Source organism: Pseudoduganella violacea, from assembly GCF_014191875.1.
GTDB lineage: Bacteria > Pseudomonadota > Gammaproteobacteria > Burkholderiales > Burkholderiaceae_D > Rugamonas > Rugamonas violacea_A.
In genome coordinates this window covers 1-25,901 of sequence record NZ_JACHXD010000028.1, presented here as the reverse complement: position 1 = coordinate 25,901, position 25,901 = coordinate 1, and the positions used below count along the sequence as shown (strand labels likewise).

Below are 25,901 nucleotides of genomic sequence, written 5' to 3'. Positions count from 1 at the left end.
CGGGAAGGCGGTCGCGCCGGCAAGGCGCCGTATGCGCCTGTCGCTGCTGACGCGCTGGACGGCCTTGGTCGCCACCCTGCTGACGGTGGGCATCCTGATCGCGCTCGGGCTGATGCGGCTCTTGCCGGACAATCCCGGCATGGTGCTGGCCATCTGCCTGCTGTGCGTGCTGCCGCTGTCGATCATCACGATTCGCGCCCAGTTGCAGCATATGCTGTCGCTGTTCCGCGCACTGACCGGGACGGTGACCGCCTACCGCGACGGCGACTTTTCCTTCAGCCTGCACTGGCAGCAGAACGATGAGCTGAGCGATCTGGTCACGGCCCATAATGCGCTGGGCGATGTGTTGCGCGAGCAGCGTCTGGCCCTGGTGCAGCGCGAGCTCCTGCTCGACACCATGGTGCAGAACACGCCGGTCGCCATGCTGCTGCTGCGCGAGGCGCAGCAGGTGGTGTTCGCCAATATCGCGGCGCGCCAGTTGCTGAACGAGGGCAAGCGGCTGGAAGGCCACCGCTTGGCCGACATCCTGGCGCGCAGCGCGCCCGCCCTGGGCGACGCGCTGGCGCGCGGCGGCGACGGCCTGTTTACCAGCGGCGAAGGCGAGGAGGAGGAAGTATTCCACCTGGCGCGGCGCGGCTTCAGCCTGAATGGACGCAAGCACGAACTGCTGCTGGTGCGCCAGCTGACGTCCGAGCTGCGGCGTCAGGAAGTGCAGACGTGGAAAAAGGTGATCCGCGTGATCAGCCATGAACTGAACAATTCGCTGGCGCCATTGACCTCGCTGGCCAACTCCGGGGCCGAGCTGGTACGGCGCGGGCAGACCGAGCGCCTGCCGCAAATCCTCGGCACCATCGAGGAGCGCACGCGCCATCTGGAAAGCTTCATCCTCGGTTATGCGCGCTTTGCCAAGCTGCCGGCGCCGCGCCTGGAGTCGCAGGATTGGTCCCATTTCATGGCGCGCCTGGGCCAGCAGGTGCAATTCCAGCTGCTGGGCGAATTGCCCGCCGAGCCTTGCTGCTTCGATGCGGCGCAGCTGGAACAGGCGCTCTTGAATCTGCTGAAGAACGCCCATGAATCGGGTTCCGCGCCAGACGCCGTCGCGCTGGACCTGCGCCGCGTACAGGGGCTGGTCCGCATCGAGGTGCTGGACCGCGGGCCGGGCATGAGCGAGGCGGTGCTGACCAATGCCCTGGTGCCCTTCTATTCGACCAAGCGCAGCGGCACGGGCCTGGGCCTGGCGCTGGCGCGCGAGATCGCCGAAGCCCATGGCGGGCGCATCGCGCTGGCCAACCGCGAGGGCGGCGGCCTGGCCGTCACCTTGATTTTGCCGCTGCCGCCAGCCTGATTTGCCACCAGGAAATACCATTCCTATTGGAATCAATAGTCAATAAAATATTGACAATATCACGGTGATAGCGTACCTTTGCGCCTCGAAAGTAGTATTGCAACAATAAATCATTTCTGTTAGGAAATTAAATGAACTTCAAAGCAATTGCAGTCGCAGCCGCTCTGCTGGCTTCCGTGGGCGCAGCCCAAGCGGACAACATCAACAAAGACGTCAACCTGACCGGCGGCCCAGTCAAGTTCACCACCGACTTCGGCACCTCCCACGTGAACGGCCTGTTCACCGACACCTTCACCTTCAAAGGCTACAACGGTAAAGGTCTGGCAGCTGGCTTCTTCACCAACTTCACCGCCTTCGGCACCGACATCGACTTCACCAGCGCCACGCTGAACGGCATCTCCCTGGATGTGGAAAACATCAAGAAGTACTCGGGCGCCAGCTTCGACAACGTCGGCTTCGACGGCGTGCTGACCCTGGTGGTTTCCGGTGTTTCGAAAGGCGCCGCCAGCTACTCCGGCACCCTGGACCTGGTCGCCGCACCAGTACCAGAGCCAACCACCTACGGCATGATGCTGGGTGGCATGGGCGTGCTGGCCTTCCTGGCACGCCGCCGCAAGCAAGGCTAATCCAGCCTGACGGCACGGGGCGCTGCGGCGCCTCTCCCAAAAAAGGGACGCTACGGCGTCCCTTTTTTTCGCCCCAACAGCCCAGCCCGTGTCCACCTTGGTGCCAGGCACCACGGTGGACCCGGACTCGGCTCTTAGCTGGTAAACTGCCGGCCATGCAGAAACTCCGCTTCGACCAGCCCGGCCACCCTCCCGCCACCATCACCGAATTCGAGGGCGTGCGCTCGCTCCACCTGGGCACCTCCTGGGTGCAGGGCGCGATGCGCCTGGCGCGGCCCGACGCCATCGAACTCGAATACGTGCAGATGATGATGATGTGGATGCTGTTCCTGCCGCAGCCGCGCCATATCGTGCAACTTGGCCTGGGCAGCTCGGCCCTGACCAAGTTCTGCTACCACCGCTTCCCGCAGGCGCGCGTGACGGCCGTGGAGCTCAATCCGAACGTGATCGCCATCTGCGGCGCCCTGTTCGGCCTGCCGCCCAATGACGATCGCCTGAACGTGCTGGAAATGAATGCGCTGGACTTCGTCATGAATCCGGCCAACCGCAATAGCGTCGACGTGCTGCAGGTCGACCTGTACGACGAGGAAGCGCGCGGCCCGGTGCTCGACACGCCCGAGTTCTACCAGGCCTGCTACGACAGCCTGACGGCTGACGGCATCATGACCACCAATGTGTTCGGCGACTTCCCCAACTACGATAAGAACCTGCAGGCCATGGAGCTGGTGTTCGACGCGGTGGTGTGGCTGCCCGAGGTGCACGACGCGAATATCGTGGTGATCGCCTTCAAGCAAGCGCCCTCGCTCGATTTCAGCGTGCTGTACGAGCGCGCCGGCGCCATTAAGAAGAGCATGAACCTGCCCGCCAAGTCCTGGGTCAACGGCTTGAAAGAGTGGATGCTGGACCAAGAGTAACAAAAATTTCCGCCGATCTAAGACCGGCGGCATTTCTCAGCTCAGCCATGGTTTGTCGCGTAAACGCCGCAAACAGCAGACCGTTTTGACGAGGATCATGGCGATCCGCCGTTGAGAATACGGCATTTCTTCGTATAAATCACGAAATATTGCGTAAAGTGCATATAACGCAACAGCACTGTTGCGCGCGCCTTCTCGCCCTCCCATCCCCCACTGTAGTATTTCCTCGGCACTGACAGTCGATCAGTCCACCGCTTGCTTCCCCTTGTTCAATAAAACCATGAGAGAACGGTCCATGAAGAAAGCACCAACGCCCCAGCTGTCCGCCCCCTTCCAACGCACCCTTCTGGCCAGCGCCCTGCTGCTGGCCTGTAGCCAGGCCTTCGCCCAGTCCCAGCCGCCCGCGTCCGGCGACAATCAGACCGTGGTCGTGCTGGGTTCGCGCTCGACCGCCAAGACCGCGCTCGATACCTCGTCCCCGGTTGGCCTGATCAATATGAAGGATATGCAGACGGCCGGGCCGCTGGAGCTGGGCAAGCTGCTGCAGACGCTGGACCCTTCTTTCAACTTCTCCTCGACCTTCATCAGCGACGGCACCGACATCATCCGTCCCGCCACCCTGCGCTCGCTCGGCCCCGACCAGCTGCTGGTGCTGGTGAACGGCAAGCGCCGCCACCAGCAGGCGCTGGTCAATGTGCAGCAGACCGTGGGCCGCGGTTCGGCCGGCACCGACATCAACGCCATCCCGCTGTCGGCCATCCACCATATCGAGGTGCTGCGCGACGGCGCCGCCGCCCAATACGGCTCGGACGCCATCGCCGGCGTGATCAATATCGTGCTGAAATCGAATGTCGGCGAAACCGCCGTCAGCGCCACCATCGGCACCACCAAGGAAGGCGACGGCGACCTGTATTCGGGCAGCGTGAACCGCGGCTTTGCCCTGGGCCAGGACGGCGGCTTTATCAATCTGACGGCCGAGGGCCGCAAGCGCGGCGAAACCAACCGCGCCGGCATCGACATCCTGCGCGCCGATCCGCCACGCGTGACCCAGCGCATCGGCGACAGCGACGCCAAGGACGCGTACCTGTGGTGGAATGCCGGCCTGCCCATCGACAAGGAGAGCGAGTTCTACGCCTTCGGCGGCGTCTCCAAGCGCAAGGGCGATTCGGCCGGCTTCTATCGCGGCATCCTCGACAAGAGCGACAACCGCATGGTGCCGGAAGTCTATCCGAACGGCTATCTGCCGAATATCCGCACCACGGTCAAGGATCTGTCCTTCGCCTTCGGCTACCGGCGCGACCTGCCCAAGGACTGGAAGCTCGACCTGAGCATCAACCATGGCCGCAGCGAGCTGGGTTTCCATGAAAAGCAAACCATCAACGTCAGCTACTTCTATGAACCGCTGCCCGGGGCGAATATACCGCCCGGCACGTTCGACCGCAGCAAGGTGTATGGCGCGTCGCCGCTGGAAGCCGATACCGGCACGCTGAAGTTCGACCAGACCACGCTGAACCTCGATATCAAAGGTCCGGTGCACGTGGGCGGCGCGGAAATCTTCCTTGCCTCCGGCTTCGAGTACCGCCAGGATAACTACCAGATCGTCGCCGGCGATCCGGTGTCCTACCAGTTCGGCCGCAGCAACGATCCGAAGAAGGAAATCCTCACGCCGAGCGGCTCCATGGCGCCGCCGGGCACCCAGGGCTTCCCCGGCTACACCCCGGCCACCGCTGTCGATAATGGCCGCCACAATATCGCCCTGTACCTGGACGCCGAATACCGTCCGGTGCCGAATCTGCTGCTGGCCGGCGCCGTGCGCTACGAAAAATATTCGGACTTCGGCAACACCACTACCGGCAAGATCAGCGCGCGCTGGGACCCCTCCAAGCAGTTCGGCCTGCGCGCCAGCGCTTCCACCGGCTTCCGCGCGCCGGGCGTGCAGCAGGAGTTCTACAGCTCCGTCTCGACCAACCTGAATGTGGATGGCTCGCTGACCGAAACCCTGACCGCGCGCCAGAACAGCGCCGTCACCAACGCGCTCGGCATCAAGCCGCTGAAAGAGGAAACCTCGCGCAACGCCAGCGTCGGCATGGTGCTGCGCCCGGCGCAGAACATGTCGCTGACGGCCGACCTGTACCAGATCAAGATCAAGGACCGCATCGTGTTCTCCAGCGTGATCGAGCCGGAGAAAGGCGGCGGCCCGATCGCCAATGTGCTGATCCCGCTCAAAGTCGGCCAGGCCCAGTTCTTCACCAACGCCATCGACACCACCACGCGCGGCCTGGACATCGTGGCCGACCACACCACGAAATTCAGCGGCTCGACCCTGGTGCTGTCCGGCCAGCTGGGCTTCAACAAGACGGAAGTGAGCAAGCGCCATTCGCCATCCAGCCTGCTGAGCGGCGACCTGCTGTTCGACAAGGCGCAAGTGACGCTGCTGGAACACGGCCAGCCGCGCCGCCACCATGTGCTGGCCGCCGACTACAGCACCGGCCCCTGGAACTTCAATGCGCGCGCCAACTACTACGGTTCGGTGCAGGCCGAGTTCTTCAGCCCGCTGCAGACCTGGGAAGCCAAATGGCTGCTCGATGTCACCGGCCGCTACAACTTCAGCAAGAAAACCAGCCTGACGGTCGGCGTCAACAATGTGTTCGACACCTACCCGTCGGAATGGACCAATGGCGGCAACTTCCCTAAACTGGGCTTCAAGTATTGCTGGGAAACCTGTCCGTTCGGCGTGAACGGACGCTCGATGTACGCCCGTTTCGACACCGTGTTCTAAGCAGCGTTCAAGCCTTGCGGTTGGCGGCGTAGGCCGCCATGTGGACGATCGCCGCCAACCGCTTCACCAGCCCTTCCATCGCCTCGGCCGGCACCTGGGCGTAGCCCAGCATCAAGCCATTCCATTCCGTCCTGCCGCCGATCGCATGGCGGCTCAAGGCATTCACGCAAATCCCCTCTTCCATCGCGCGGCGCGTGATTTCCACGTCGGATAAGGCCGCGTCGCGGAAACGCAGCGACAAGTGCATGCCGCTCGATGCGCCATGCACTTCGGCGATCTTGCCCAAATGAGTTTGCAGGGCCGCCACCAGTGCGTCGCAGCGCTGGCGGTACAGGCGGCGCATGCGGCGCAGGTGCAGGGCAAATTGGCCGCTGCGGATGAATTCCGCCAGCGCCAGCTGTTCCACGCCGCGGCCGCGCAGCGATGATTGCGCGCGCAGCATCGCCATCGCCACGCTCAGCCTCTTGGGCACCACGATGTAGGCGATGCGCAGGGCCGGGAACATGGTCTTGCTGAAGGTGCCAAGATAGATCACCGGCGCGTCAGGCGCCAGTCCCTGCATGGCCGACAGCGGCGCGCCGTCGTGGCGGAATTCGCTGTCGTAATCATCCTCCAGGATCAGGGCGCCGGCACGGCGCGCGCCTTCGATCAGGGCCAGGCGGCGCGGCAGCGAGAGCACGCTGCCGATCGGATACTGGTGCGAAGGCGTGACATAGACCAGGCGCGGCGGCCGTTCGCGCCAGTCGCGCGCTGTGGGGGCGATGCCTTCCTGGTCGACGGCAATGCCTTCGATCTTGAGCGTGGCGGAACGGAAGGAAGCCAGCGCGCCGCTATAGCCTGGGTTCTCGATCCACACCGTGTCGCCGGCGTCGGCGCAGGCCTGGGCGCACAAGTCCATCGAGCTCTGGCTGCCGTCCGTGATGAAGACCTGGCTGGCGTCGCACACCACGCCGCGCGAAGCGCGCAGGTGGTCGGCGATGGCTTCGCGCAACGCCGCTTCGCCCGCCGCTTCCGCGTAGTTCAGCTGCGCCGGACCGGCGGCACGCCAGGCGCGGTCCAGCATGCGCCGCCACAGCGTGATCGGGAAGTGCTCCAGGTCCGGCACGCCGGGGGCGAAGGCATCGCTGCGGTTGGAGGCGTTGTGCAGCGGCCGCAGGTCGTGCACCCGGCGCGACAGGCTGACCTGGGGAATCTCGGCGCCGCGGCGCGCCGCGTCATCGGGCGCAATGCCGGCCACGATGGTGCCGCGCTTACCGCTGGTGACGAAACCTTCGCTGGCCAACTGCTCGTAGGCATACAGCACGGTATTGCGCGCCACGCCAAGTTCGCTGGCCAGGGTGCGCGTGGCCACCAGGCGCGTGCCAGCGGCCAGCGTGCCGCCGCGGATGGCCGAACGCAGGCATTCATGCAGCAGGCGCTGGCGCGGCCAGCCGCGGTGGGCGTGCTCGCGCGCGAAGTTTTCGATCAGCAGGGTGTAATCCATGGCATCGTGGTTCTAAAAAATTATGCATTGCTGGACCTGTTGCTAGAGCCAGGGCAGCCATTATATTGTGCCTTCCTGGCAAGCCGCCAAGCCCATGATTCCAACCGAGGAGAAAATGAACCAGCCGTCCGCCCCCAGCCAGCGCACCCGCGTCCGCCGCAGCGCCAACTACGCCGCCTACGACCAGGCCAGTGTGCACGCCATCGTCGATGCCGCCTACATCTGCCATATCGCCTTCCAGGATGCGCACGGCGCGCACTGCATTCCCACCGCCTGCTGGCGCGAGGGCGATCATCTGTACATCCACGGCTCAAACGGCAGCCGCATGGTGAAGCAGCTGCTGGAACAGGACAGCTGCGTGACGATCACCCATCTGGATGGCCTGGTGCTGGCGCGCTCCGCCTTCAACCACACGATGAACTACCGCTCGGTCATGATTTACGGCCGCTTCGAGATCGTCGAGGGCGAGGCCAAGCGCAGCACCATGGACGTCTTCATGGAACGGCTGGTTCCCGGCCGCCAGCACGAGACGCGGCGCGGCAACGACAAGGAATTCGCCGCCACCACCGTGCTGCGCATCGCGCTCAACGAGGCGGCTTGCAAGACGCGCAGCGGCGGCCCGAACGACGACGAGGAAGACATGGGCATCCAGGCCTGGGTCGGCGAGCTGCCCTTCAAGCAGGTGCCGGCCGCGCCGGTGCCGGCCGCCGACTGCCCGGTGGCGGCGCCGGACTACGTGCGGCGCTGGGGCGGCGAAGCCGGGTAACACGGCCGTGGGATGGACGGCCGCTTCCCTGCCGCGAATCCCCTTGACCCGCCTCCGCACTTGGCCGATGATCGCGCAGGCGGCCGGTTTTCCCGGCCGCCGAACCCACATCAAGCAACGCTCCCCGAGCATCAATAATAAGGAGGTTCTGCATGAAGCATTACGTTCTGGCCGCTGTTCTGGCCTGCGGATTTACCGGCGCCGCCGTCGCCGACGAAGCCTTGAAAGCCGCCATCGCCAGCGGCACGCGCACGCCCGCCAATGTGCAGCGCGACGCCGCCCGCCACCCTTACGAAACCCTGAACTACTTCGGCATCAAGCCGAATATGACGGTGGTCGAGCTGGCCCCCGGCGGCGGCTGGTATACCGAAATCCTCGCCCCCTACCTGCGCGACAAGGGCAAGCTGATCGCCGCCGGCAATACCCCGAACTCGGCCAGCGAAGCGGTGCGCCGCAACGCCACCCGCTTCCAGGAAAAGCTGAACGCCAAGCCGGACGTTTTCGGCAAGGTGCAGCTGGGCGCCTTCGAGCCGCAGAACGGCGTCTACAACTTCGCGCCCAAGGGCAGCGCCGATATGGTGCTGACCTTCCGTAACATCCATAACTGGGCCGAGTCGGGCGACGAGAATATGAAGAAGCTGTTCGCCAGCGTCTACGACAGCCTGAAACCGGGCGGCATCTTTGGCGTGGTCGAGCATCGTCTGCCGGCCAACCGTCCCGCATCCGAGCAGACCTCGTCCGGCTATATGCACGAGGCCTATGTGATCAAGCTGGCCGAAAGCGTGGGCTTCAAACTGGCGGGCAAATCGGAAATCAACGCCAATTCGAAGGACAAGGCCGACCACAAGGGCGGCGTGTGGGCGCTGCCGCCCACCTTCACCAACAAGGATGAAGACCGCGCCAAATACGCCGCCATCGGCGAGAGCGACCGCATGACGCTGAAATTCGTCAAGCAGTAATGCCGCCCGGGAGAAGGGATGCGCTAACATGAGAGCATGACAGCCACCCTTCTCCGTACTGCCATCCCCCTGCTGCTGCTCGCCTTCTGCGGCGTTCTGGATGCAGCGCCAGCTCCCCTGCGCATCGTGCTGCCGATGATCCATCCCAGCGCGCAGGAGCACGCCCACTACTTTCCCAAGCTGCTGCGCCTGGCCTTGGATAAAACCGCCACCACCGATGGCCCCTACACCCTCGAACATTATCCGCACGAGCTGACCAGCCCGCGCCAGCAGACGGAAATCAAAAAGGATGGTGTCATCAATGTGATGTGGGACGGCAGCAACCCGCAGCGCGAACGCGAGCTGCTGCCGGTGCGCGTCTCCCTGCTGCACGAGCTGAACGACTACCGCGTCTTCCTGATCCGCGCCGACCAGCAGGAACGCTTCCGCGCCGTGCGCACGCTGGACGATCTGCGCCAGTTGAAGGCCGGCGTGGGCGTGAACTGGCCATCGGCCGATGTCCTGCGCCGCAACGGCCTGCCGGTCGTCACCTCGATCAGCTACGAATCGCTGTTTCCCATGCTGGTGGTGAAGCGCTTCGACTACCTGCCGCGCGGCGCGCATGAAGCCTGGGGCGAGCAGGAACTGCATGCCAAGGAGGGGCTGGTGCTGGAGTCCACGATCTTCCTGCACTACCGCGTGCCGCACTACTTCTTCGTCAGCCAGGCCAATCCCCGGCTGGCCGAGCGCATCGAGCGCGGCCTGAAGCTGGCGCAGAAGGACGGCAGCTGGGACAGGCTATTCAACAGCATCCCCGCCTTCCGCCGTGGCCAGGCCGAGATCAATGCGCACAAGCGGCGGGTGTTCGAGCTGCAGGCGGCGGAGTGACGCCTGCCCTGCAAGCATCCTAGCGCACGTTGCCCAGCATCTCGCGCAGTTCGAGGCGGTTATACGCCACGCGCAACGCATCGCGCGCGCTGACCTCTTTCTTGTTCACCAGCTGCAGCAGCACCTCGTTCAACGGCCGCGACATATTGTCTTCCTTGCGCTTCATGTAGTCGGCGATCATGTGCAGCTTGTCCGGGTCGGTGATATAGGGCGCGATCTGCTGGTTGTGGTTGAACACCATCTCGCTGGCCAGCACGTAATCGCCGCCATCCTCGGACGGCAGCAGGCTCTGGAAGACGACCCCGAGCAGGGAGCTGGCCAGCATGGCCGAGCGCTGGCCGCGCTGCTCCAGCGGGAAAAAGCTGAGCAGCTTGCTGATGGCGCCGATCGCATTGCCGGTATGCATGGTCGCCAGCACCAGGTGGCCCGACTCGCCCGCGTGCAGCACGGTTTCGGCCGTGTCGTAATCGCGGATCTCGCCCACCATCAGCACATCGGGCTTCTGGCGCAGCGCTTCGCGCAGGCCGCTGGAGAAACTGGCGGTATCGACCGGCACTTCTTTTTGCGAGACGATCGACTGTTTACGCTGCAAAGCATATTCAATCGGCTCCTCAATTGTCACGATATGGCCATTGCGACTTGCATTAATGTAGTCAAGCATGGCCGCAATCGTCGTGGTTTTACCAGAACCGGTCGGGCCTGTCACCAGAATTAAACCCTTATTTGATTCAAGCATGGTGCGCACATACGACGGCAATCCGGTCTGCTCGAGCGCCAGCGGTTCAAGCGGCAGGCGGCGCACCGATAAGGCCACTTTGGTGCCAGCCCCCAGGCGGTAAATATTGCAACGCAGGCGGCAATTCGGCAGCAGGAAGGGACGGTCCAGCGCCTTTTCCACGATTTTATCTTCCCAGTCCTCGTCGATGCTATCCAGCAAAGGCCGCAGATCGCCAAGGGTCAGCGGCGCATCGTGGAACGGTTGCCAGCCGCGTGGCGTTTTAACCATAGCCTGCGCGCCCTGCTCCAAATGAATGTCGGAAAAGCACTGCTGCCCGCCAACCAGTTGCATGAACTTCTGCTGAAAATCACTGGCACTCGAAAGTTCGTTGGACATCAGGTTCCCCTCTAAAATGAAATGGATTCAAGCCACGCAATTCTACACAGGACTGCACCAAAATCGCACACTCGTCTCATATTGATGAATGTGTGCACGATTAAAACAAGCTCCGTAAATGAGCAGGTTTGGTTTACTATTACTTAACTACATTTTGCTAAATGCCAATTACTAAGTTGCAAATTATAAGTTGTAAATAACAAGCCAATGCCGCGCCTAACCGCCCGGCGGCAGGTGGGGAGGAGTGCGGTAAAAGAGCCGTTTAAAGCGGCCTTCAAAAACAATAAGTTTGGAAAAACATGAAAATCGCATGCCATACTCAAAATGCCGCAGTATCCGAACAATTGAAGAACGTCCTCACCAGCGCCGGTTTCGAGGTGCAGCTGTTTTCCTCGGAAGCGGCGCTGCTGCGTGGCGTGCGCCGCGACGAGGTGGACCTGATTCTGATCGACCTGGCGCAAGAGCCGGACGCGGACAACAGCACCCTGTCCTGGCTGAACATGCGCAGCGGCGACGCGACTCCTGTGATGATACTGTCGCCGCTGGACAACGCGGAGCTGGCGGCCCTGATGCTCAACGCCGGCGCCGACGAATTCGTGCGGCGCCCCTTCGCCGTGGTGGAGCTGGTGGCGCGCGTGAATGCCCTGCTGCGCCGCAACGGCACCCCGCACCAGCGGCGCAGCATCGAGTTCGCCGGCTATACGCTGGAGCACGATAGCGGCCGCCTGTTCTTCCTCGGCCAGCTGATCGAACTGACGCCGCGCGAATTCAGCATGGCCTGGCTGTTCTTTTCCTCGCCCGGCGTGTACATCTCGCGCAGCACTATCGGCGCCGTGATCTGGAGTACCGACAGCGAGGTGGCCGGCCGCACCATCGAGCAGCACGTCTACAAGCTGCGCAAGAAGCTGCAGGTCGGCGACAAGCGCATGGTCATGATCCGCACTGCCTACACGCAGGGCTATCGTCTGGAGCTGTGCGCGCCGGAATAGCGCGCGCCGCTTATTGCGCCATGCCGTCATTGGCCGTCTCCTGTGCCGCCAGAACCGCTTTCGGCAGGTTCTTGTGCACCTTCATTGCATACTTGATGCGCAGCGCAGGGCTGCGCGCGTTGTAGGCGCCCACCGCTTCCCACGTTACGCCCATGCGCTGCATGTTCTGCGACAGGATCCAGGCTCCGACCTGAATGCTGGTGCAGGCGTCGTACAAATCCTTTTCCTCCAGCCCATGCTTGCGCAGGGTCGGCAGCCAGCTGCTGTTGATCTGCATCAGGCCGATGTCGTAGCTGCCGTTCTTGTTGCGGTTGATGGCAGCGGGATTCAGTCCCGACTCGGTCTTGGCGATGGCGTACAGCAGGTGCGGATTGACGCGGTACCAGGCGGCCGCCTCTTCCCAGCATGCCTGCGCGGGCAGGCATAGCAGGGCGAGGGCGGCAGCCAAGGCCATTGCGCGCCGTTTACCTGGCAGCATTGATGTCATCCCGTCCATTCGCGTAGTGGAATCTATTGTCAGTGCCGCAAATCAGCGGCCTGGTAGCGTCATCCATCGCGATGGTGCCGTGTGGGTAGTAGAGGACCTCTTTTTGGTCATACGAACTCCACTTCAGGTAATTGCACCGTCCGCCCGGCGACTGCCGGTCCGACAGGGTGATGGTTGGCGATCCCATCCAGACTGATGCCTCGACGATGCTGGCTTCCAGCCCACGCCCCACCTTGGCTTCACGCGCCACTTCCAGATTTCGTCGCGCGATCAGGTTCTTGGCGCTTTCGATATGGTCTGCGGCATGGATGCCGCCATCCGATTCAATGTGATTAGTCGCGTGCAGGTCCCGCGCCTTCACGCGTCCAGGCACATCGAGATTGCCATCCTGGTCCACCGCCAGCGCCACCCATGCGCTGCCGTTGAAGGTGAAGGCGCGGCTCAGATTCTTCACCATGCGCACGTCGCCAATACTGCTGCCTGACGCTGGTAAATCAGCCCATGCCATAACCGGTTCACGCCAAGAAGAAGCCGAGCGCCACTTGCCACTGCCGTCGCAGGTAAGCAGGGTAAGCGAACTACGGTCCATTGCCAGAGCCACGTCATTGGAATCGTAGGCACATGTCTCGCCAGTGGCGGCAAGCGCCTTGCCGCCCAGGCGCAACGGCGTCGTCATGCGGTTCAAATCCGGTCGGCCTGGCACTGCGTCACGGTAAAGAAAGTCGGCCCTCATCTGGCTTGCTGCGTCATAGAACAGATTCGACACCAGATGGCCCGCATCCGCGGCATTGCCTTGCAACACCGCTGTCGAACCACCGGTACAGACCTTACCGCGATAAGGGTCGGTAGGCATGCGCCACGATGCACCACGCGCCACACCTGGTTCGCGTGCGGAGATATAGCCGCTACCCATCCCTGCATGCATGGACGCCGCCGCCAGGTCTTTCTCACCAATCGCGCTGCCGCCGCTTGTAACAACCAGCGCATCGAAACGTCCCTGCGGATTGGCAGGATCGGGCTGGCGGATCAGCAGACAGGTATTCTGCTGATAAGCATTCTTGTCTGCAAATCCCGCCGGGAGGAAGCGCCCAGCACGCATCTGCTCCAAGCTGACCGCCAGCACCGTGGATGGGGATGCGGTGTTGTTCTTAATGGTGTCATAGTTGGCCTCGATATAGCGCTTAGCTGCATGCACGACCTGAGACTGATAGTACGCCGCCTGCTGACTTTGCAGATCGTCGATTGAGGCATCGGCCATGCGGCTCAGGCCCACCATCAGCAAGGCCCCGATACCCAGCGCACCCAACACCTCGATCAGACCCACGCCTGATTGTTTGCGGAGCGTCCTCATAGCGACACCGCCAGCCAGACAGGTGCGCCATCCGGTACTCCCTTGCCGATCAACGCCGACAGGGAGATACCCGTGTCGCCATAAATCGGCGATTGCAGATTGGACGAGCCAATGCGGTAACTGCCCGCCAGTATCGAGTTGCGAGACAAGTGCACGATTTCACTCGTTATCTCGCGCCGCGGTAATTTCTGAGCGTAGATATAGATGGTGCCGTTGGTATCGCGATAGTTGGCCCAGGGCGGCGATGGCGGTGCGTCAAGCACTGCCCAGTCGCGCAGCATGTGTCTATCCCTCAACGTGGACAGGCTGACGCTGGTTGATAGCTCGTTATACTTGCGGAAGTAGGCGACTACCGCGGTGCGGTAATTCGCCATGCTTTCCGCGCTGGCTTCCGTCAGATGCTGTTCCATGACTTCAGCCTGGCGGTTAGCCAGCACCGTGTAGCCGCCGGCTGCCGCCATCATTATGGTCAGTATCGCGATATTCCACATGCTGCCTCCTATGCTTTGCTTAGCTCAGCCGTCTCAAATGCTCGTGAATTTCAATTCATTTGCGCTATCGTTAGCACACATTTCGGCGGCTCGCGAAATAGAAATGGGGAAGGTCGTCTGGGTCTCATTTCCCAAAGTGATTCCAGACCATCCATTGCTGCCATTGAGCATGTTGATGCAGACGTCCTTGGGTACCTTAGGGTAGATAATCTGGAAACCGCCAGCGACAGCCGCTACAGACACGGTCCCGCCCCAACTATTCGCAAGTGCGACCTTGTTCTCGGTGCCGGTCCTCGCCAACGTACCCGGAACAGCATTTGCCTTAATCAGGTTTTCTATCATTCCCGTTTCCGTGTACAGTTGTCCAACATACAACTTACGCACGGCGGTGCGTAGGGCAACAGTTTCCTCAATAGCCTGATTTGTTTTTGCTCCAGTGAAGGCACCACCTAACAGCGATACGGCGCCCAACACCACCACCGCGGCAATGCCCAGGTAAGCGATGCCTTCCAACAGCGAAGCGCCGCGCTGGAGCTGAGGCAAAGTCAGCGGCTGCTGCGCCGAGCGGCGGGAATTGGTGAAAACAGGGGTTTGGTTCAGTTGGCACAGGTGGGTCATGATCAAGTCTCCAGTTCAGGTAAAGTCACACATAAATGCGCTGCGGGCAGCGCCTGATTCCATACTCAAAAAGGTCCGCGTCAACCTACTGCGCGGGTGGCATTCGCGATCTCCTGCTGAATGCCGAAAAAGCCGGTTACCAGCCATCCAATCACCAGTGCCAAAGTGACGATGGCGAAACCGTTCAACACCTTCATACGCAGAGCGACTGCCTCCACGCCTTCTTCCATCCATTCGGCTGCCAGCAGCTTCAGGGCCTCGGAAAAACCTTTGTACTCGGCATACACGCACAGGTCGTCGATGATGGCCGGCGAGGGGAAGCCATAGCCGGCATGGCGCAAGGCTTCGCCGCAATTGAGGCCGGAGCGCACGCCCATCAGGGCGCCGTCGAGCCGCTCGCGTAGCCAAGGCTGGGCCTTGAGCGAGAGCCGCGCCAACGACTTCTCCACCGTCACACCCGCCGCCTGCAGGGCCGCGAAGGCCAGCAGGAAGCCGCTGCCAGCGATCAAGCGGTAGATCGAGAACGGCGCGAAGCGGTCGAAGAACACGCGTACATTGCCGCGCCAGACCGGCAGCGAAAACAGCAGCGCGGCAATCAGCGCTACCGTGCCGCCCACGGCCAGCAGCATCCATTCCTGCACCCACACCGACATCTTGTACAGAGACAGTGCCGCACCATGCCAGCGCGTAGGGTCGGCCAGCTTGGTGAACTGCGGGATCACCATCGCGCCAAACAGCCAGATGTAAAGGGCGATCATGGCGACGACGGCCATCGGGTAGGCCAGGCCGCCGACGATCTCCGTCTTGATCTTGCGGCCGGCCTGCACCACCTCGATCAGGGCCATCAGGCTGCCCTCCAGGCGGCCCGACTGCTCGCCGGCCAGGATGATCATCTGCTCGGTATCCGGCACCCACCAGGCCAGACCGTCGGACAGCAGCTGGCCGTTCTGCACGGAGCGGCGGCAATCGTCGAGCACCATGGCCAGGGCAAAGTTGCCGTCCGGTCCCGTATTGCGGCGCGCCAGCTCTTCCAGGATGCGCAGCAGCGGTAAGCCGCCCGCCAGCATCTTGGCGATCTTACGGTAGAGGCGCACGCGCTGGTTGGCGGTGAATTGCGGGCGCGCCCAGTGGCGCATCAGATCAGCGCGCATCACAGCCCTCCTCCACCACGTGCAGGCGACGGCGCGCCAGTGCGGCGCCGGCGTTCAAATGGCCCAGCACCTGCTCAGCCATGCGCGGGTCGACCAGGCCGGTCGAGACTTTTTCGATCGCATGTTCCAGCATGGTGCGGCCGCCCAGGTCGCGCAGCCAGTAGCTCTGCGCCGCCGACTTCTCGCCGCGCCGGATGTAGTTGAAGAACTGTTCATCGGGCCTGATGACTTCGGCCACCACGGTGCGGCCGATGGTGCCGTGGCCACCGCAATGCTCGCAGCCCGGGCCCGTCACGAAGACGCGGCGCAGGTCGGCCACCACGTCGCGCAGGCGCCCCATCACGGCCGGCGGCAAGGATGCCCCCGCTTCCGCCAGCGGCACCTTGCAGTGCGGGCAGAGGGCCTTGACCAGGCGCTGGCTGATCAGGCCCGTCACCACCGTGTGGTCGGTGACCTGGCCTGGCGACAGCCCCAGGTCGAGCAGGCGGTCGGCGATGGCCAGCGCGCTGTTGGCGTGAACGGTGGTCCAGACCTGGTGGCCCGTCATGGCGGCGCGCACCGCGTTCTGGGCCGAGGCGCGGTCGCGCACTTCGCCCACCATGATGGTGTCCGGGTCGAGGCGCATGGCGTTGGCGATGGCGGCGGCGAACATGCGGGAACGCTCGTCCTCCGAACCGGCATTGGTGACCGCCGTCTGCACCGCGCCGTCAATCGGGTATTCGACCGGATCTTCGATCGTCAACACGTGACGCCGCCCCTCGGCCTCGGCGATCTGACCCGACAGCACGCGCTGCAGGGTGGTTGACTTGCCTGAGCCGGTGGGACCGCCAATGATGTTCATGCCAATCGGCTGTTCCTTCAACTGCTGCAGCATCTCGGCCTGCGCCTCGCTGAAACCGAGCGGACACAGTTCGCTGTCGCCCGCCTCCACGTACAGCAGGCGCAGCACCATCAGTGTTCCTTCGCTGGTAGGCACTGTGGCGATGCGCACGCCGTGCAGTTCGGGCGGCAGCTTGTCGCGGTCGGCGATGCTGGCGTCCTGGCGTTCGGTCGGCTTATAGGAACTGTCGGAAACCGAGGCCATGGCGCCGTACAGGGTAGCCAGCAGACGCTCACCATATTCGCGCGTCTGGCCGCCGACCGGGGTCAGGTCGCCGCGCACGCGGAACAGGATTTCGGTGGCGCGCTGGCGCACGCGGATGTGGATGTCGGAAGCGCGCGCCGCGCAAGCGCGGCTCAGCAAATCCTTGGCCGTCACCTGCATCATTGAATGTTCCTGGCGGCGCTCAGCCAGCGCACCGCCGCTGGCGTACAACTGGCGCAACTCGTCGATCTTGGCGTGTTCGACACGGAAAGGCTTTTGCATGCGCTGCAGGCGCGCCTGGTAAGACAGCACATGGACGTTCATATCCTGGCCCACGGCCACCAGCAGGCGGCCATCGGACAAGAGGCACAGCAGCTTGCGCTCCTCGGCGCTCGCCTCGAACTGCCCGGAATGGCTCAGCACCGTCGCGGCCTGGACCGACGCATCGGCAGGCGAGGCGGCTGACGCCAGGGCAGGCAAGGCAAGACGCAGCTTCATCGCGCGCCTCCACGCGCTGCCGGCGCCTGCATGGACAAGCCGGGGGAAGGCGTGGCCGGGTTGAAGGCGTTGACCTTTTGCGTATAGCCCGACAGGCGGATGCGCTTGCGGGCCGCCGTCAGCACCATCACCTCGTTGCTCTTGATCGAGAGGATGCGCATGCCGCCCGGCAGCGTGCTGCCGTTCTGTACCTCGACCATGCTGCCGTCGGCCATTTCCAGCGTGGCGAACATATTCTCGCCCACCCCCTCCACCGCACGCACCACCGGGTCGCCCACCACCGCCGTCTGCGTAATCATGGCGCCCACGGTCTGCTTGGCGGCAATCTCGTTCTGCTTGCTGATAATGGAAGACTGCACGTCCAGTTGTTTTTCGCGGGCACGCAGCAGCAGCGTTTCCGCCTCGATGCGGGTCAGGCTGGCGGCCGTGGTTTCGGCGCGTGCAGCGCCGGCCGGCAGCAAAGCGCCAGCGCTCAGAAGCAGCGCAAACATGGCGCGGCAGTATTGTTCGGATTTATTTTGCATAGATGACTCCTTCAAGTAACCACGCCATACCGCGATAACTGATTTTCTCGACACGCACGCCGGGACGCTGCAACACGGCGGCCAGCTGCTGGGGCGCGACGCCCTTGGCGTCGAGCTGGAAGCCGTAAGCCTGCCAGGCTGGCGCGCCGCCTTGCGGCGAGGCCGGCGGCACACTGCGTTTGTTCAGCCGCAGTTGCAGCCCCAGGCCCTGCATCTGCGCCAGTAGGGGCTCAACCACCTGCCGCTCGACCAGCAGCTCTTCGCCCTGGGCCTGCACCGCCACGGCCAGCGCCCCGCTCCATTGCGCCTTCTCGCCGCCGGCATCGATCACCGCCTGCGGCACCTCTTCGCGCAAGGTGGCCACCGTCGCCGCGCTGCGCGACCAGGCGTAGCTGAACTGGCCGCCCTGGCATACATACTCGTCCAGCTGCCAGCCGCCGGGGGTAAGGTGCTCCAGCCGATTGGCGCAAGCCTGCACCGTGGCCGCCGGCATAGGCTGAGTGGCCCAGGGCTTCTGCACGGTGGCCTGTTCCGCTTCACGCTGCGCCTGCAGGGCCAATTCCGCCGCGCGGCGCTGCGCCTGCCAATGCTGCCAGCCCAACACGCCGCCACCGACACCGACGCACAGGGCCACGCCGGCAGCCAGGCGCCACAGCTGGACGCGCTGCGGCGCGATCTGGCGCAGACGCCACCAGCGATGCACGCGCAGGCCGCCGTCCTTGCGCTGCGGCAGCAGGCTTTCGATGCGGCGCGCATTGAAGTTATGGAAGCCCTGCCCCGCCAGGCTTTCATCGCCGATGACGACATTCCAGCCGCCCAGCGCATAATCGCCATACAGGCGGTCCAGCACTTCCTCCTTGCTGCCGGCGAAATCGCCATTCGGCAGGAAGTTGGCGTCGCGCACGGCGAAGTAAGCCCACTGGCCGTCCGGCAAGGCCAGTGCCGCCAGCCAGTTGTGCACCGGTTGCAGCAAGCCGTCGTAGTAGGCGCCTTCCAGCGCCACGGTTTTGGAGACGGCCGCGCCCAGCGAATGCAAGGTACGGCCAGCGCTCTCGCTGCTTTGCGCATAACCGGCTTGCGCCGTGGACTGGTCGCGCCGCACTACCATCAGGTCGGAACCGATCTTGCGGCCCAGTTCCTTCGCCTCTTTATTCAGCTCGCGGGGGCGCGACAGCGACTGCCAGAACAAGCCGCAGACAAAGCGGGTCTTGTCGATCTGGAGAATATGGAGAGCCATGCGATGCTCCTCAGGCTCCGGCCATGGCCACTGGGGTGATCAGGATCACGATCACTTCCTTATTGCTCTTGGCCGCCACACCGCCGCCCAGCAGGAAGTTGGAAGCCTGGCCCACGCCCTGGCGATCCACGTTCTCGTCGGTCTGCTCGAAGCCGCCAATGACCAGCGTCTCGCCCGATTTCATCGACACGCGCTGCAGGAAGTTGCGGGTGTCGATTTCCGGCGATTCGATGCGGGTGCCGTTGGTACCCTCAATCGGGCGGATGCGGCGCAGGGTGGACATGTCGACCGAGAACTGCAGCATCACCGTGCCATTGTTCAGCACATGGGGCAGGATGCTCATATTGAAGCCTGCCGTCACCACGCCCGGCACCAAAGTGGTGGTGGCTCCCACTTGGGCCACGATGGAGGTCTGCGAACTTTGCAGATAGCTGGTCTGGCGCGCCACCTGCACCGGCACCGGCTGGTTGTTCAGCGTGACCACCGACGCCGTGGTCTGGCGCCGCACCTTGCCCTGTTCAGCCAGCGCTTTCATGATCAGCGAGCTGCCGGCGAATTTGGAATTGCCTACGATACCGGCGGAGAAGACCCCAGCAGCGTCGCTGGCACCGGCGAAGGTGTTCACCACGCCGTATTTGGTTTTCAGGTTTTTGTACACCAGGTTCCAGTTGATGCCATATTCGTCGCCCTGGTCCAGGTTGACCGACAACACGGTGACATTCATCACGATCTGGCGCGACAAGGCCTTGTTGGCGTTCTCCAGATAAGCGGCAATGCGGTCCAGCGTATCGGGCGTATCGACCACGGTGATCGATCCAGTGGCCGGCGCGGCCAGCACTTTGCCGTAAGGCGAAAGCATGAGTTTGACCGCGCTTTCGATGCCGGCGTATACCGACAGCTTGGAAACGACGCCGGTATTCTGGCTGTTGCTGGCGTTGACCGAGCTGCCGCCCGAGCCGCCGCCCGAACCGCCCGAACCCGAGCTGCCGGAACCGCCGCCAACGCCGCCGGTCGAAGCCGAACCGCTGGTCACATTAGCGGCGAAGGATGCGTCGCCGGGAACGGCGCTGATCTGGAAGGTGCGCGCATCGGTGTGATAAAACTGGATGACGCCGTCGCCATACTTCCACGACACGCCGAAGCGGGCGGCAACGGTATCGAGCATGCCTTTAAACGAGCCGTTTGCATACGTGAAGCGGATACCGCCTTGCAGATCGGGCTGGAAGCTGACGTTGGCGTCGCCGCCCGGGTTCTCGCCGCCATTCGCATTGGCGCCGCCCGCGCTAGCCGCGCCGCGTGGCGACATTTCCGCCAGCGCGCCCTCGCCCGGCGCTCCCGGCGGCAGCGGCAATACCGGCAAGCTGGAGGAAGGACGGACCGCGGGCAAGGCGGGCAGGCTGCCGCGTCCACGCTTGAACGAGCCAGCCGCGATGGTGGCGGCGTCGGCATTGACCCGGCTCGGAATGCCCGAGCGCAGCGTCAGGCGCTCCGCCAGTTCGGCCAGGGAGTGGATGCTGCGATCGAAGGTGGCCGGCTGATAGAACACCGGCGGCAGCGAGGGCTGGCCCAGCTTGACCACGTTTTTGCCGAGCCAGATACCGTCTTCATGCACCACGCGCGGCGCGGCGGGCATGACGGCGCCGCGCGCATTGTGGCCCACTTCCTTGACCAGGCCGGAGGTATTGGCGTCCGCATCGTCGATATTGGACGAGACGCGGTCCGCCAGGCCGGAGCAGCCGCTCAGGACCAGCATCGCACAGGCCAGCAGCGGCAGGCCGCGCTTGAGAGAGAGGCGGCGCATCATTGCACACCCCGGCCCATGATGCGCAACACTTTATTACCCTTGTAGAAAACGGCTTTCATTGGCATCTCCGCGCTATCCAGACTAGTGATGACGGTGCCGACGGCCTCCTCGAAGGAACCCGACACCGTGGTGCGTACCTGCACCGCATAATCGACCGGCAGCTCCCACAGCAGCTGCCATCCCGCCGCCGCCGCCCAGCGCGCCAGCGCCGCGTTCAGCGTTTGGTCGGAAGGGGCGATATCCCAGGCATCCTGCGCGGCGCGGACGGCCGGCAAGGTTGCCGCTACCGGCGCCGCCGCTGCCGCCACAGCGGCGCCACGCCCCTTGCCGGCATTCGCGGCACGCTGCGGCGTTTTGGCCAGCGCCACGCGTGGCTTGACCTTCTCCGGCTGGGACGCGGCAATTTGCGGCGCGGCCGGCTGCGATGCGGCCTGGGAAGCGGCAGCGGCCGGCGCCGCCGGCTGGCTGGCGGCTGGCGTGGCGGCCGGCTTGGACGCCGCCGGCTTGCCGGTTTCTACGGCGATGGCCAGTGCGCCGCAGCAAAGCGACAGGCCAAGTACCGCGCAGGTGCGCCTTGCGGCGCCATTCAATGTGGTGAGGCTCAAAGCATTCCTCCTGTGTGCCATCGCTGGCATGTGACATCAACAAAACCCGTGCTGCTCCCCTGAGCGCCTGCACAGCAAGCGTTACATGAGTGGAGAAAATATAGTCGAAAGTGCATTTTGAATTTCTCAACAAGGCTCAACAAAACGGCAGGCTTTTTGAGCTTTACCTGGCGACTTGCAAAACAGGATTAAATAAGCAGGTCTTTTTTCTCTAAAAATCAAGCGCTTAGATCCGCAACGGCCGCATCCTTTTTCACTTTCTGCCTTGAAATTTTGAATGTTATTATTAAGCTAATATTTTCACTGCTACCTAACTACAAGGCAAAGCATGGCACCGGACGAACGCAGAGCCCACGCGCAGGTCATGTTTGCGCGACATCCGAAACTGTTTCCAGCGGATAGAAGGCCTTTCATTCTGGATGGAGTCGTATCGCTCGGCATGAGTCCATATGAAGCCCATTTGGCGGCCGGGGCTTTTAAGTACAAAGTTATTCTCGACAAAAATAGATGGCCTGCCCATACCGACCCTCTGGAAGCCATGTGGGCGCAGTCCTTATCCGCCGACGACAGTGAAATCTGCATGACTTTCGATAACCCATCCCAATTCCCGGGCGAAGCCAGCACAGTATTTCGAGTTTATTTTGAGCGGGGTAAGGCAAACAAAATAGAAAAGGTGGCGGAATAAGCCATGCGTAGTCCAGAGAGGAAGACGTCCGCTATCCGCCTCCTTTTCGCGGCGCTTGTCCTGCTTGCCTTAGGCGCCTGCACTGGCAGCCGGGCAATCCCGCGCCCCCCTCTTGAATTGCCTTCCGCCACGGCGCAAAGCGGGCAAGAGGTGCTTTTTGAAATTGAGATTATCGAAAAAGATCAGTACTTACTCGGCATCAAATTCCTGGAACAAAACACGCCCGGCGATGCGGCCAGGCTCGCCCAACTTCTGGGCGCCTCCGCATTGGACAGCTCGGGAAAGTGGATCGAACAAGGGGTTCCCGCGTCTTTCCAGGTGCGCATACGCAAAAAGAATAAGAACGAAGAAATATTGAATGAACTGGTGGACCGTCCCAAAACCCGGGCGGCATACGGCGGAAGGGTCGCCGACATTTCCCGCATCAACTTAGAACCGGGCGTTTATCTCGTCAGCCTGCAATACCTGCGTCTTGCTCCGGCACTCAGTGCCATCCCAGGAAAAATATTCTTCAGCAAAGCCCACCACGGAAAATAAGGAAGTCGAATGAGGACAATAACTATCAATGTTGCAGGAAGGGGAACCCTGCTGGCAAATGGAGAAACATCCTCTGTTGGCCATATGTGGTTTGAACTCAACGACGGCGCCGGCGGGCCAAGCCAAAGCTATGGTTTCGCGCCCGACGCAAGCCACCATGGCGATCCATTCGCCCCCGGCGCGGTTTACCGGGACGACAGCAAAAACTATAAAGGCAGGGACTACTTCAGAACTATTGAGATAAGCGAAGCACAATACAATGAAATTAAGAAATTTGCGGAAAACCCTGAAGCCGCCGGCTTTAGCCGCTACTACAATGGCTTGAGCAATAGCTGCATCGACTTTACCTGGAAGGCCTTGCAAAAAGGCGGCCTTAATACGATGGGCTATGAGGGCGACCTGTGGCCGACCCATAATATTGACGACATCAAGAAAATTGGCGATCCATTTCATCCCCCCGGCTCGAGCGGTCTTACCAACCTGGGCGGCATTGGCGGCCTGGGCAGCGGCTTGGGCGCCGCGCTTGGCTTGGGCAAAGGCGGCGCGGATGCCGCAGCGTGGGGCAGCACGCCGCCCCGGCGCGATCCGCTCGTGCTCGATCTGGACGGCGACGGCATTGAAACCACCAGCACCCGCGACGGCACGGTGATCCTGTTCGACCACGATGCCGATGGCGTCAAGACGGGCACCGGCTGGATCAAACCCGACGATGGCTGGCTGGTACTCGACCGCAATGGCAACGGCACCATCGATACCGGCCGCGAACTGTTTGGCGTCGATACGCGCAAAGCCAATGGCCAACTGGCCAGCGATGGCTTTGATGCGCTCAAGGATTTCGATGCCAACCGGGATGGGAAAATCGATACCCTGGACAGCGTATTCGCCAACCTGCGCATCTGGCGCGACCTCAACCAGGATGGCGTCAGCCAGGCCAATGAGCTGAGCACGCTGGCCACCCACAGCATCGTGTCGATCGGCGTCAACGCCAATGCGGTGCGTACCGATCTCGGCAATGGCAATGTGCAAACCGCCTCCGGCGCGTTTACCCGCGTCAATGGCAGCACCGGCGCAACGGGCGAAGTCAACGGCGCCACCGCCAATCTGGATTTGCTGGTCAATACGTTCTACCGCCAGTTCTCCGACCACATTGCCCTCAGCAGCCAGGCCAGGGCGCTGCCGGAGCTGCATGGTTCCGGCTGGGTGCGCGACCTGTCGGAAGCGGTAAGCCTGTCGAGCGACCTGGGCAATTGGGTGCAGGGCTATCTTCAGCAAACCACGCGGCAAGGCCAGCTCGACAGGCTCGATGGCTTCATCGAGAAGTGGGCCGCCACGGCAGGCTTGAAATCGCTGAAGGCGCAGGCCGATGCGCTGGCGCCCAGCGGCGTCAAACTGAACTACAACCTGGGCGGACTGGCTGCCGGCTCGGCGGCCTACGACGGCTTCGTGCGCAAGCTGGGCGTGGTGGAATGCTTCATGGGCTTCACTTACGGCGGAGCCAACGGGGAAGCCCGGCTCACCGCGCTGGATGCATCTTCCGGCAACATAACAGTCATTTTATCAACGGAGCAAATGGCAAATATTTCGTTGGCCTATGAGCGATTCAAAGGTGATATCTATGAGTCATTAGTGCCAGAGACTCATTTGAAGTCGTATACGAAGTTACTACTTGAAGACTGCCAAGGACCTGCAAAATTTGAAATGCTTGAGACTGCATTTAAGCAAGCAATTGCAACAAACCAGCAGGAAGGCATCATTGAACTTATTGAGTTCATTAGCGCGGTTGGAGAGGCACGTTTGGCGAGCATTGGTTGGACAGCGATCCAATTCCTTGCTACTCAAATCAACAATACCTCAGCCCTGAGGCCCTTCACAGAAGAACTAAGCAGCTGGACTGTCCGGTTTGCTGCTCCTTCTGAGCATGAGGTTACAGGTACTTCTCGGTCAGATCTTTTGGTGGGAACTGCAGGGACTGATAATCTTTCTGGACATGATGGGAATGACTTGCTCAGCGGCGGAACCGGCGACGATACGCTCAATGGCGGCCAAGGCAACGACACCTATGTCTTCAACCTGGGTGATGGTTTAGACATCATCAACGAATACGACACCAACAACGGCAACAGCGATACATTACAATTCGGCGCGGGCATCAAGGCCGATACGGTTCTGATCAACCGCAGCAGTAATGGCCGCGATCTCATTCTCAACGTGAGCGCCACCGATAAGATCACCGTAGTCGACTACTTCAATTCTTCAGCCAACCGCATCGAGAAAGTCGCCTTTGCCGACGGCACGGTCTGGGATATCGCAGCCATACTCGACCGGCAGAATGGTACCGAAGGCGCGGACAGTTTGACTGGCCTGAACGGCTATGCCAACCGCATCAACGGCCTGGGTGGCAACGACTCGATCTCCGGTGCCGATAAGGATGATGTGCTCATTGGCGGCGCCGGCAACGATACCCTGGCCGGTGGCGTGGGCAACGATACCTATGTCTTCAACCTGGGCGATGGTTTAGACATCATCAACGAATACGACGCCAACAGCGGCAACAGCGACACATTGCAATTCGGCACAGGCATCAAGGCTGATGCGGTTCTGATCAACCGCAGCAGTAATGGCCGCGATCTCATTTTCAACGTGAACGCCACCGATAAGATCACCGTAGTCGACTACTTCAATTCGTCAGCCAGCCGCATCGAGAAAGTCGCCTTTGCCGACGGCACGGTCTGGGATATCGCAGCCATACTCGACCGGCAGAATGGCACCGAAGGTGCGGACAGTTTGACTGGCCTGAACGGCTATGCCAACCGCATCAACGGCCTGGGTGGCAACGACTCGATCTCCGGTGCCGATAAGGATGATGTGCTCAGCGGTGGCACCGGCAACGACACCCTGGCCGGTGGTGCTGGCAACGATACCTATGTCTTCAACCTGGGCGATGGTTTAGACATCATCAACGAATACGACGCCAACAGCGGCAACAG

At 62.3% G+C, this 25,901-nt stretch carries 23 protein-coding genes; 11 read left to right on the top strand and 12 right to left on the bottom strand.

The features are described from left to right. Positions 1-31 precede the first annotated feature (31 nt). The 4 genes from FHS03_RS27045 (at position 32) to FHS03_RS27030 (ending at position 5,664) form a co-directional block, all read left to right on the top strand. Positions 32-1,345: a sensor histidine kinase gene (locus FHS03_RS27045; protein WP_183444024.1), complete on the top strand. Its 1,314-nt coding sequence runs from the start codon at positions 32-34 to the stop codon at positions 1,343-1,345. 131 nt (positions 1,346-1,476) lie between these two features. Next, positions 1,477-1,971, top strand: coding sequence for an FxDxF family PEP-CTERM protein (locus tag FHS03_RS27040; protein ID WP_183444006.1), 495 nt, complete (start codon positions 1,477-1,479; stop codon positions 1,969-1,971). 155 nt (positions 1,972-2,126) lie between these two features. Beyond that, complete coding sequence (locus FHS03_RS27035; RefSeq protein ID WP_183444005.1) at positions 2,127-2,885, top strand: spermine/spermidine synthase domain-containing protein; 759 nt, start codon at positions 2,127-2,129, stop codon at positions 2,883-2,885. Positions 2,886-3,180: 295 nt separating this feature from the next. Then, positions 3,181-5,664: a TonB-dependent receptor plug domain-containing protein gene (locus tag FHS03_RS27030; RefSeq protein WP_183444004.1), complete on the top strand. Its 2,484-nt coding sequence runs from the start codon at positions 3,181-3,183 to the stop codon at positions 5,662-5,664. Positions 5,665-5,671: 7 nt separating this feature from the next. Here FHS03_RS27030 and pdxR read toward each other — a convergent pair whose 3' ends face one another. Further along, positions 5,672-7,147 (bottom strand): MocR-like pyridoxine biosynthesis transcription factor PdxR, encoded by a 1,476-nt coding sequence (pdxR, locus tag FHS03_RS27025; RefSeq protein ID WP_183444003.1) that lies wholly within the window; start codon positions 7,145-7,147, stop codon positions 5,672-5,674. A 115-nt stretch (positions 7,148-7,262) separates the two neighbouring features. Between pdxR and FHS03_RS27020 the strand changes: the two genes are divergently transcribed. The 3 genes from FHS03_RS27020 to FHS03_RS27010 all read left to right on the top strand — a co-directional run bounded on the left by FHS03_RS27020 (position 7,263) and on the right by FHS03_RS27010 (position 9,739). Further along, a complete protein-coding gene (locus tag FHS03_RS27020; protein ID WP_183444002.1) occupies positions 7,263-7,913 on the top strand; it encodes a pyridoxamine 5'-phosphate oxidase family protein in 651 nt (216 codons plus the stop codon). A 152-nt stretch (positions 7,914-8,065) separates the two neighbouring features. Then, the gene (locus FHS03_RS27015; RefSeq protein ID WP_183444001.1) at positions 8,066-8,872 is read left to right on the top strand and encodes a class I SAM-dependent methyltransferase; all 807 of its coding nucleotides are present in this window, start codon (positions 8,066-8,068) and stop codon (positions 8,870-8,872) included. A 36-nt stretch (positions 8,873-8,908) separates the two neighbouring features. Continuing rightward, positions 8,909-9,739, top strand: a complete 831-nt coding sequence (locus FHS03_RS27010) for a hypothetical protein (RefSeq protein ID WP_183444000.1) — start codon at positions 8,909-8,911, stop codon at positions 9,737-9,739. 19 nt (positions 9,740-9,758) lie between these two features. On the opposite strand, the gene FHS03_RS27005 is transcribed toward FHS03_RS27010, so the two are convergent. Next, positions 9,759-10,853 carry a type IV pilus twitching motility protein PilT gene (locus tag FHS03_RS27005; RefSeq protein WP_183443999.1) on the bottom strand — a complete coding sequence of 365 codons (1,095 nt, stop codon included), beginning with the start codon at positions 10,851-10,853 and terminating at the stop codon, positions 9,759-9,761. Between the two features lie 299 nt (positions 10,854-11,152). Here FHS03_RS27005 and FHS03_RS27000 point away from each other — a divergent pair, with 299 nt between their 5' ends. Beyond that, positions 11,153-11,842 carry a response regulator transcription factor gene (locus tag FHS03_RS27000; protein WP_183443998.1) on the top strand — a complete coding sequence of 230 codons (690 nt, stop codon included), beginning with the start codon at positions 11,153-11,155 and terminating at the stop codon, positions 11,840-11,842. A gap of 10 nt (positions 11,843-11,852) precedes the next feature. On the opposite strand, the gene FHS03_RS26995 is transcribed toward FHS03_RS27000, so the two are convergent. The 10 genes from FHS03_RS26995 to FHS03_RS26950 all read right to left on the bottom strand — a co-directional run bounded on the left by FHS03_RS26995 (position 11,853) and on the right by FHS03_RS26950 (position 21,692). Next, complete coding sequence (locus FHS03_RS26995) at positions 11,853-12,320, bottom strand: lytic transglycosylase domain-containing protein (protein WP_229426465.1); 468 nt, start codon at positions 12,318-12,320, stop codon at positions 11,853-11,855. Continuing rightward, positions 12,307-13,680 (bottom strand): shufflon system plasmid conjugative transfer pilus tip adhesin PilV, encoded by a 1,374-nt coding sequence (gene pilV, locus FHS03_RS26990; protein ID WP_183443997.1) that lies wholly within the window; start codon positions 13,678-13,680, stop codon positions 12,307-12,309. The genes FHS03_RS26995 and pilV overlap by 14 nt, the downstream gene beginning before the upstream one ends. After that, a complete protein-coding gene (gene pilM, locus FHS03_RS26985) occupies positions 13,677-14,171 on the bottom strand; it encodes a type IV pilus biogenesis protein PilM (protein ID WP_183443996.1) in 495 nt (164 codons plus the stop codon). The genes pilV and pilM overlap by 4 nt, the downstream gene beginning before the upstream one ends. Before the next feature lie 33 nt (positions 14,172-14,204). Then, positions 14,205-14,789: a type 4 pilus major pilin gene (locus FHS03_RS26980; RefSeq protein WP_183443995.1), complete on the bottom strand. Its 585-nt coding sequence runs from the start codon at positions 14,787-14,789 to the stop codon at positions 14,205-14,207. An 80-nt stretch (positions 14,790-14,869) separates the two neighbouring features. Beyond that, on the bottom strand, positions 14,870-15,940 hold the full coding sequence (locus tag FHS03_RS26975; RefSeq protein WP_183443994.1) for a type II secretion system F family protein: 1,071 nt from the start codon (positions 15,938-15,940) through the stop codon (positions 14,870-14,872). Continuing rightward, a complete protein-coding gene (locus FHS03_RS26970) occupies positions 15,930-17,522 on the bottom strand; it encodes a GspE/PulE family protein (protein WP_183443993.1) in 1,593 nt (530 codons plus the stop codon). Before FHS03_RS26970 ends, FHS03_RS26975 begins: the two co-directional genes overlap by 11 nt. Continuing rightward, a complete protein-coding gene (gene pilP, locus FHS03_RS26965; RefSeq protein WP_183443992.1) occupies positions 17,519-18,046 on the bottom strand; it encodes a type IV pilus biogenesis protein PilP in 528 nt (175 codons plus the stop codon). The genes FHS03_RS26970 and pilP overlap by 4 nt, the downstream gene beginning before the upstream one ends. After that, positions 18,036-19,283, bottom strand: coding sequence for a type 4b pilus protein PilO2 (pilO2, locus tag FHS03_RS26960; RefSeq protein WP_183443991.1), 1,248 nt, complete (start codon positions 19,281-19,283; stop codon positions 18,036-18,038). Before pilO2 ends, pilP begins: the two co-directional genes overlap by 11 nt. Before the next feature lie 10 nt (positions 19,284-19,293). Then, positions 19,294-21,084: a PilN family type IVB pilus formation outer membrane protein gene (gene pilN, locus FHS03_RS26955; protein WP_183444022.1), complete on the bottom strand. Its 1,791-nt coding sequence runs from the start codon at positions 21,082-21,084 to the stop codon at positions 19,294-19,296. Continuing rightward, complete coding sequence (locus FHS03_RS26950) at positions 21,084-21,692, bottom strand: TcpQ domain-containing protein (RefSeq protein WP_229426464.1); 609 nt, start codon at positions 21,690-21,692, stop codon at positions 21,084-21,086. Before FHS03_RS26950 ends, pilN begins: the two co-directional genes overlap by 1 nt. 328 nt (positions 21,693-22,020) lie before the next feature. On the opposite strand from FHS03_RS26950, the gene FHS03_RS26945 reads away from it, so the two are divergent. The 3 genes from FHS03_RS26945 to FHS03_RS26935 all read left to right on the top strand — a co-directional run. Next, complete coding sequence (locus tag FHS03_RS26945; RefSeq protein WP_183443989.1) at positions 22,021-22,377, top strand: hypothetical protein; 357 nt, start codon at positions 22,021-22,023, stop codon at positions 22,375-22,377. Between the two features lie 3 nt (positions 22,378-22,380). Beyond that, positions 22,381-22,914 carry a DUF5625 family protein gene (locus FHS03_RS26940; protein WP_183443988.1) on the top strand — a complete coding sequence of 178 codons (534 nt, stop codon included), beginning with the start codon at positions 22,381-22,383 and terminating at the stop codon, positions 22,912-22,914. Positions 22,915-22,923: 9 nt separating this feature from the next. Further along, on the top strand, positions 22,924-25,901 hold a 2,978-nt coding region (locus FHS03_RS26935; protein ID WP_183443987.1), incomplete at its 3' end, for a calcium-binding protein.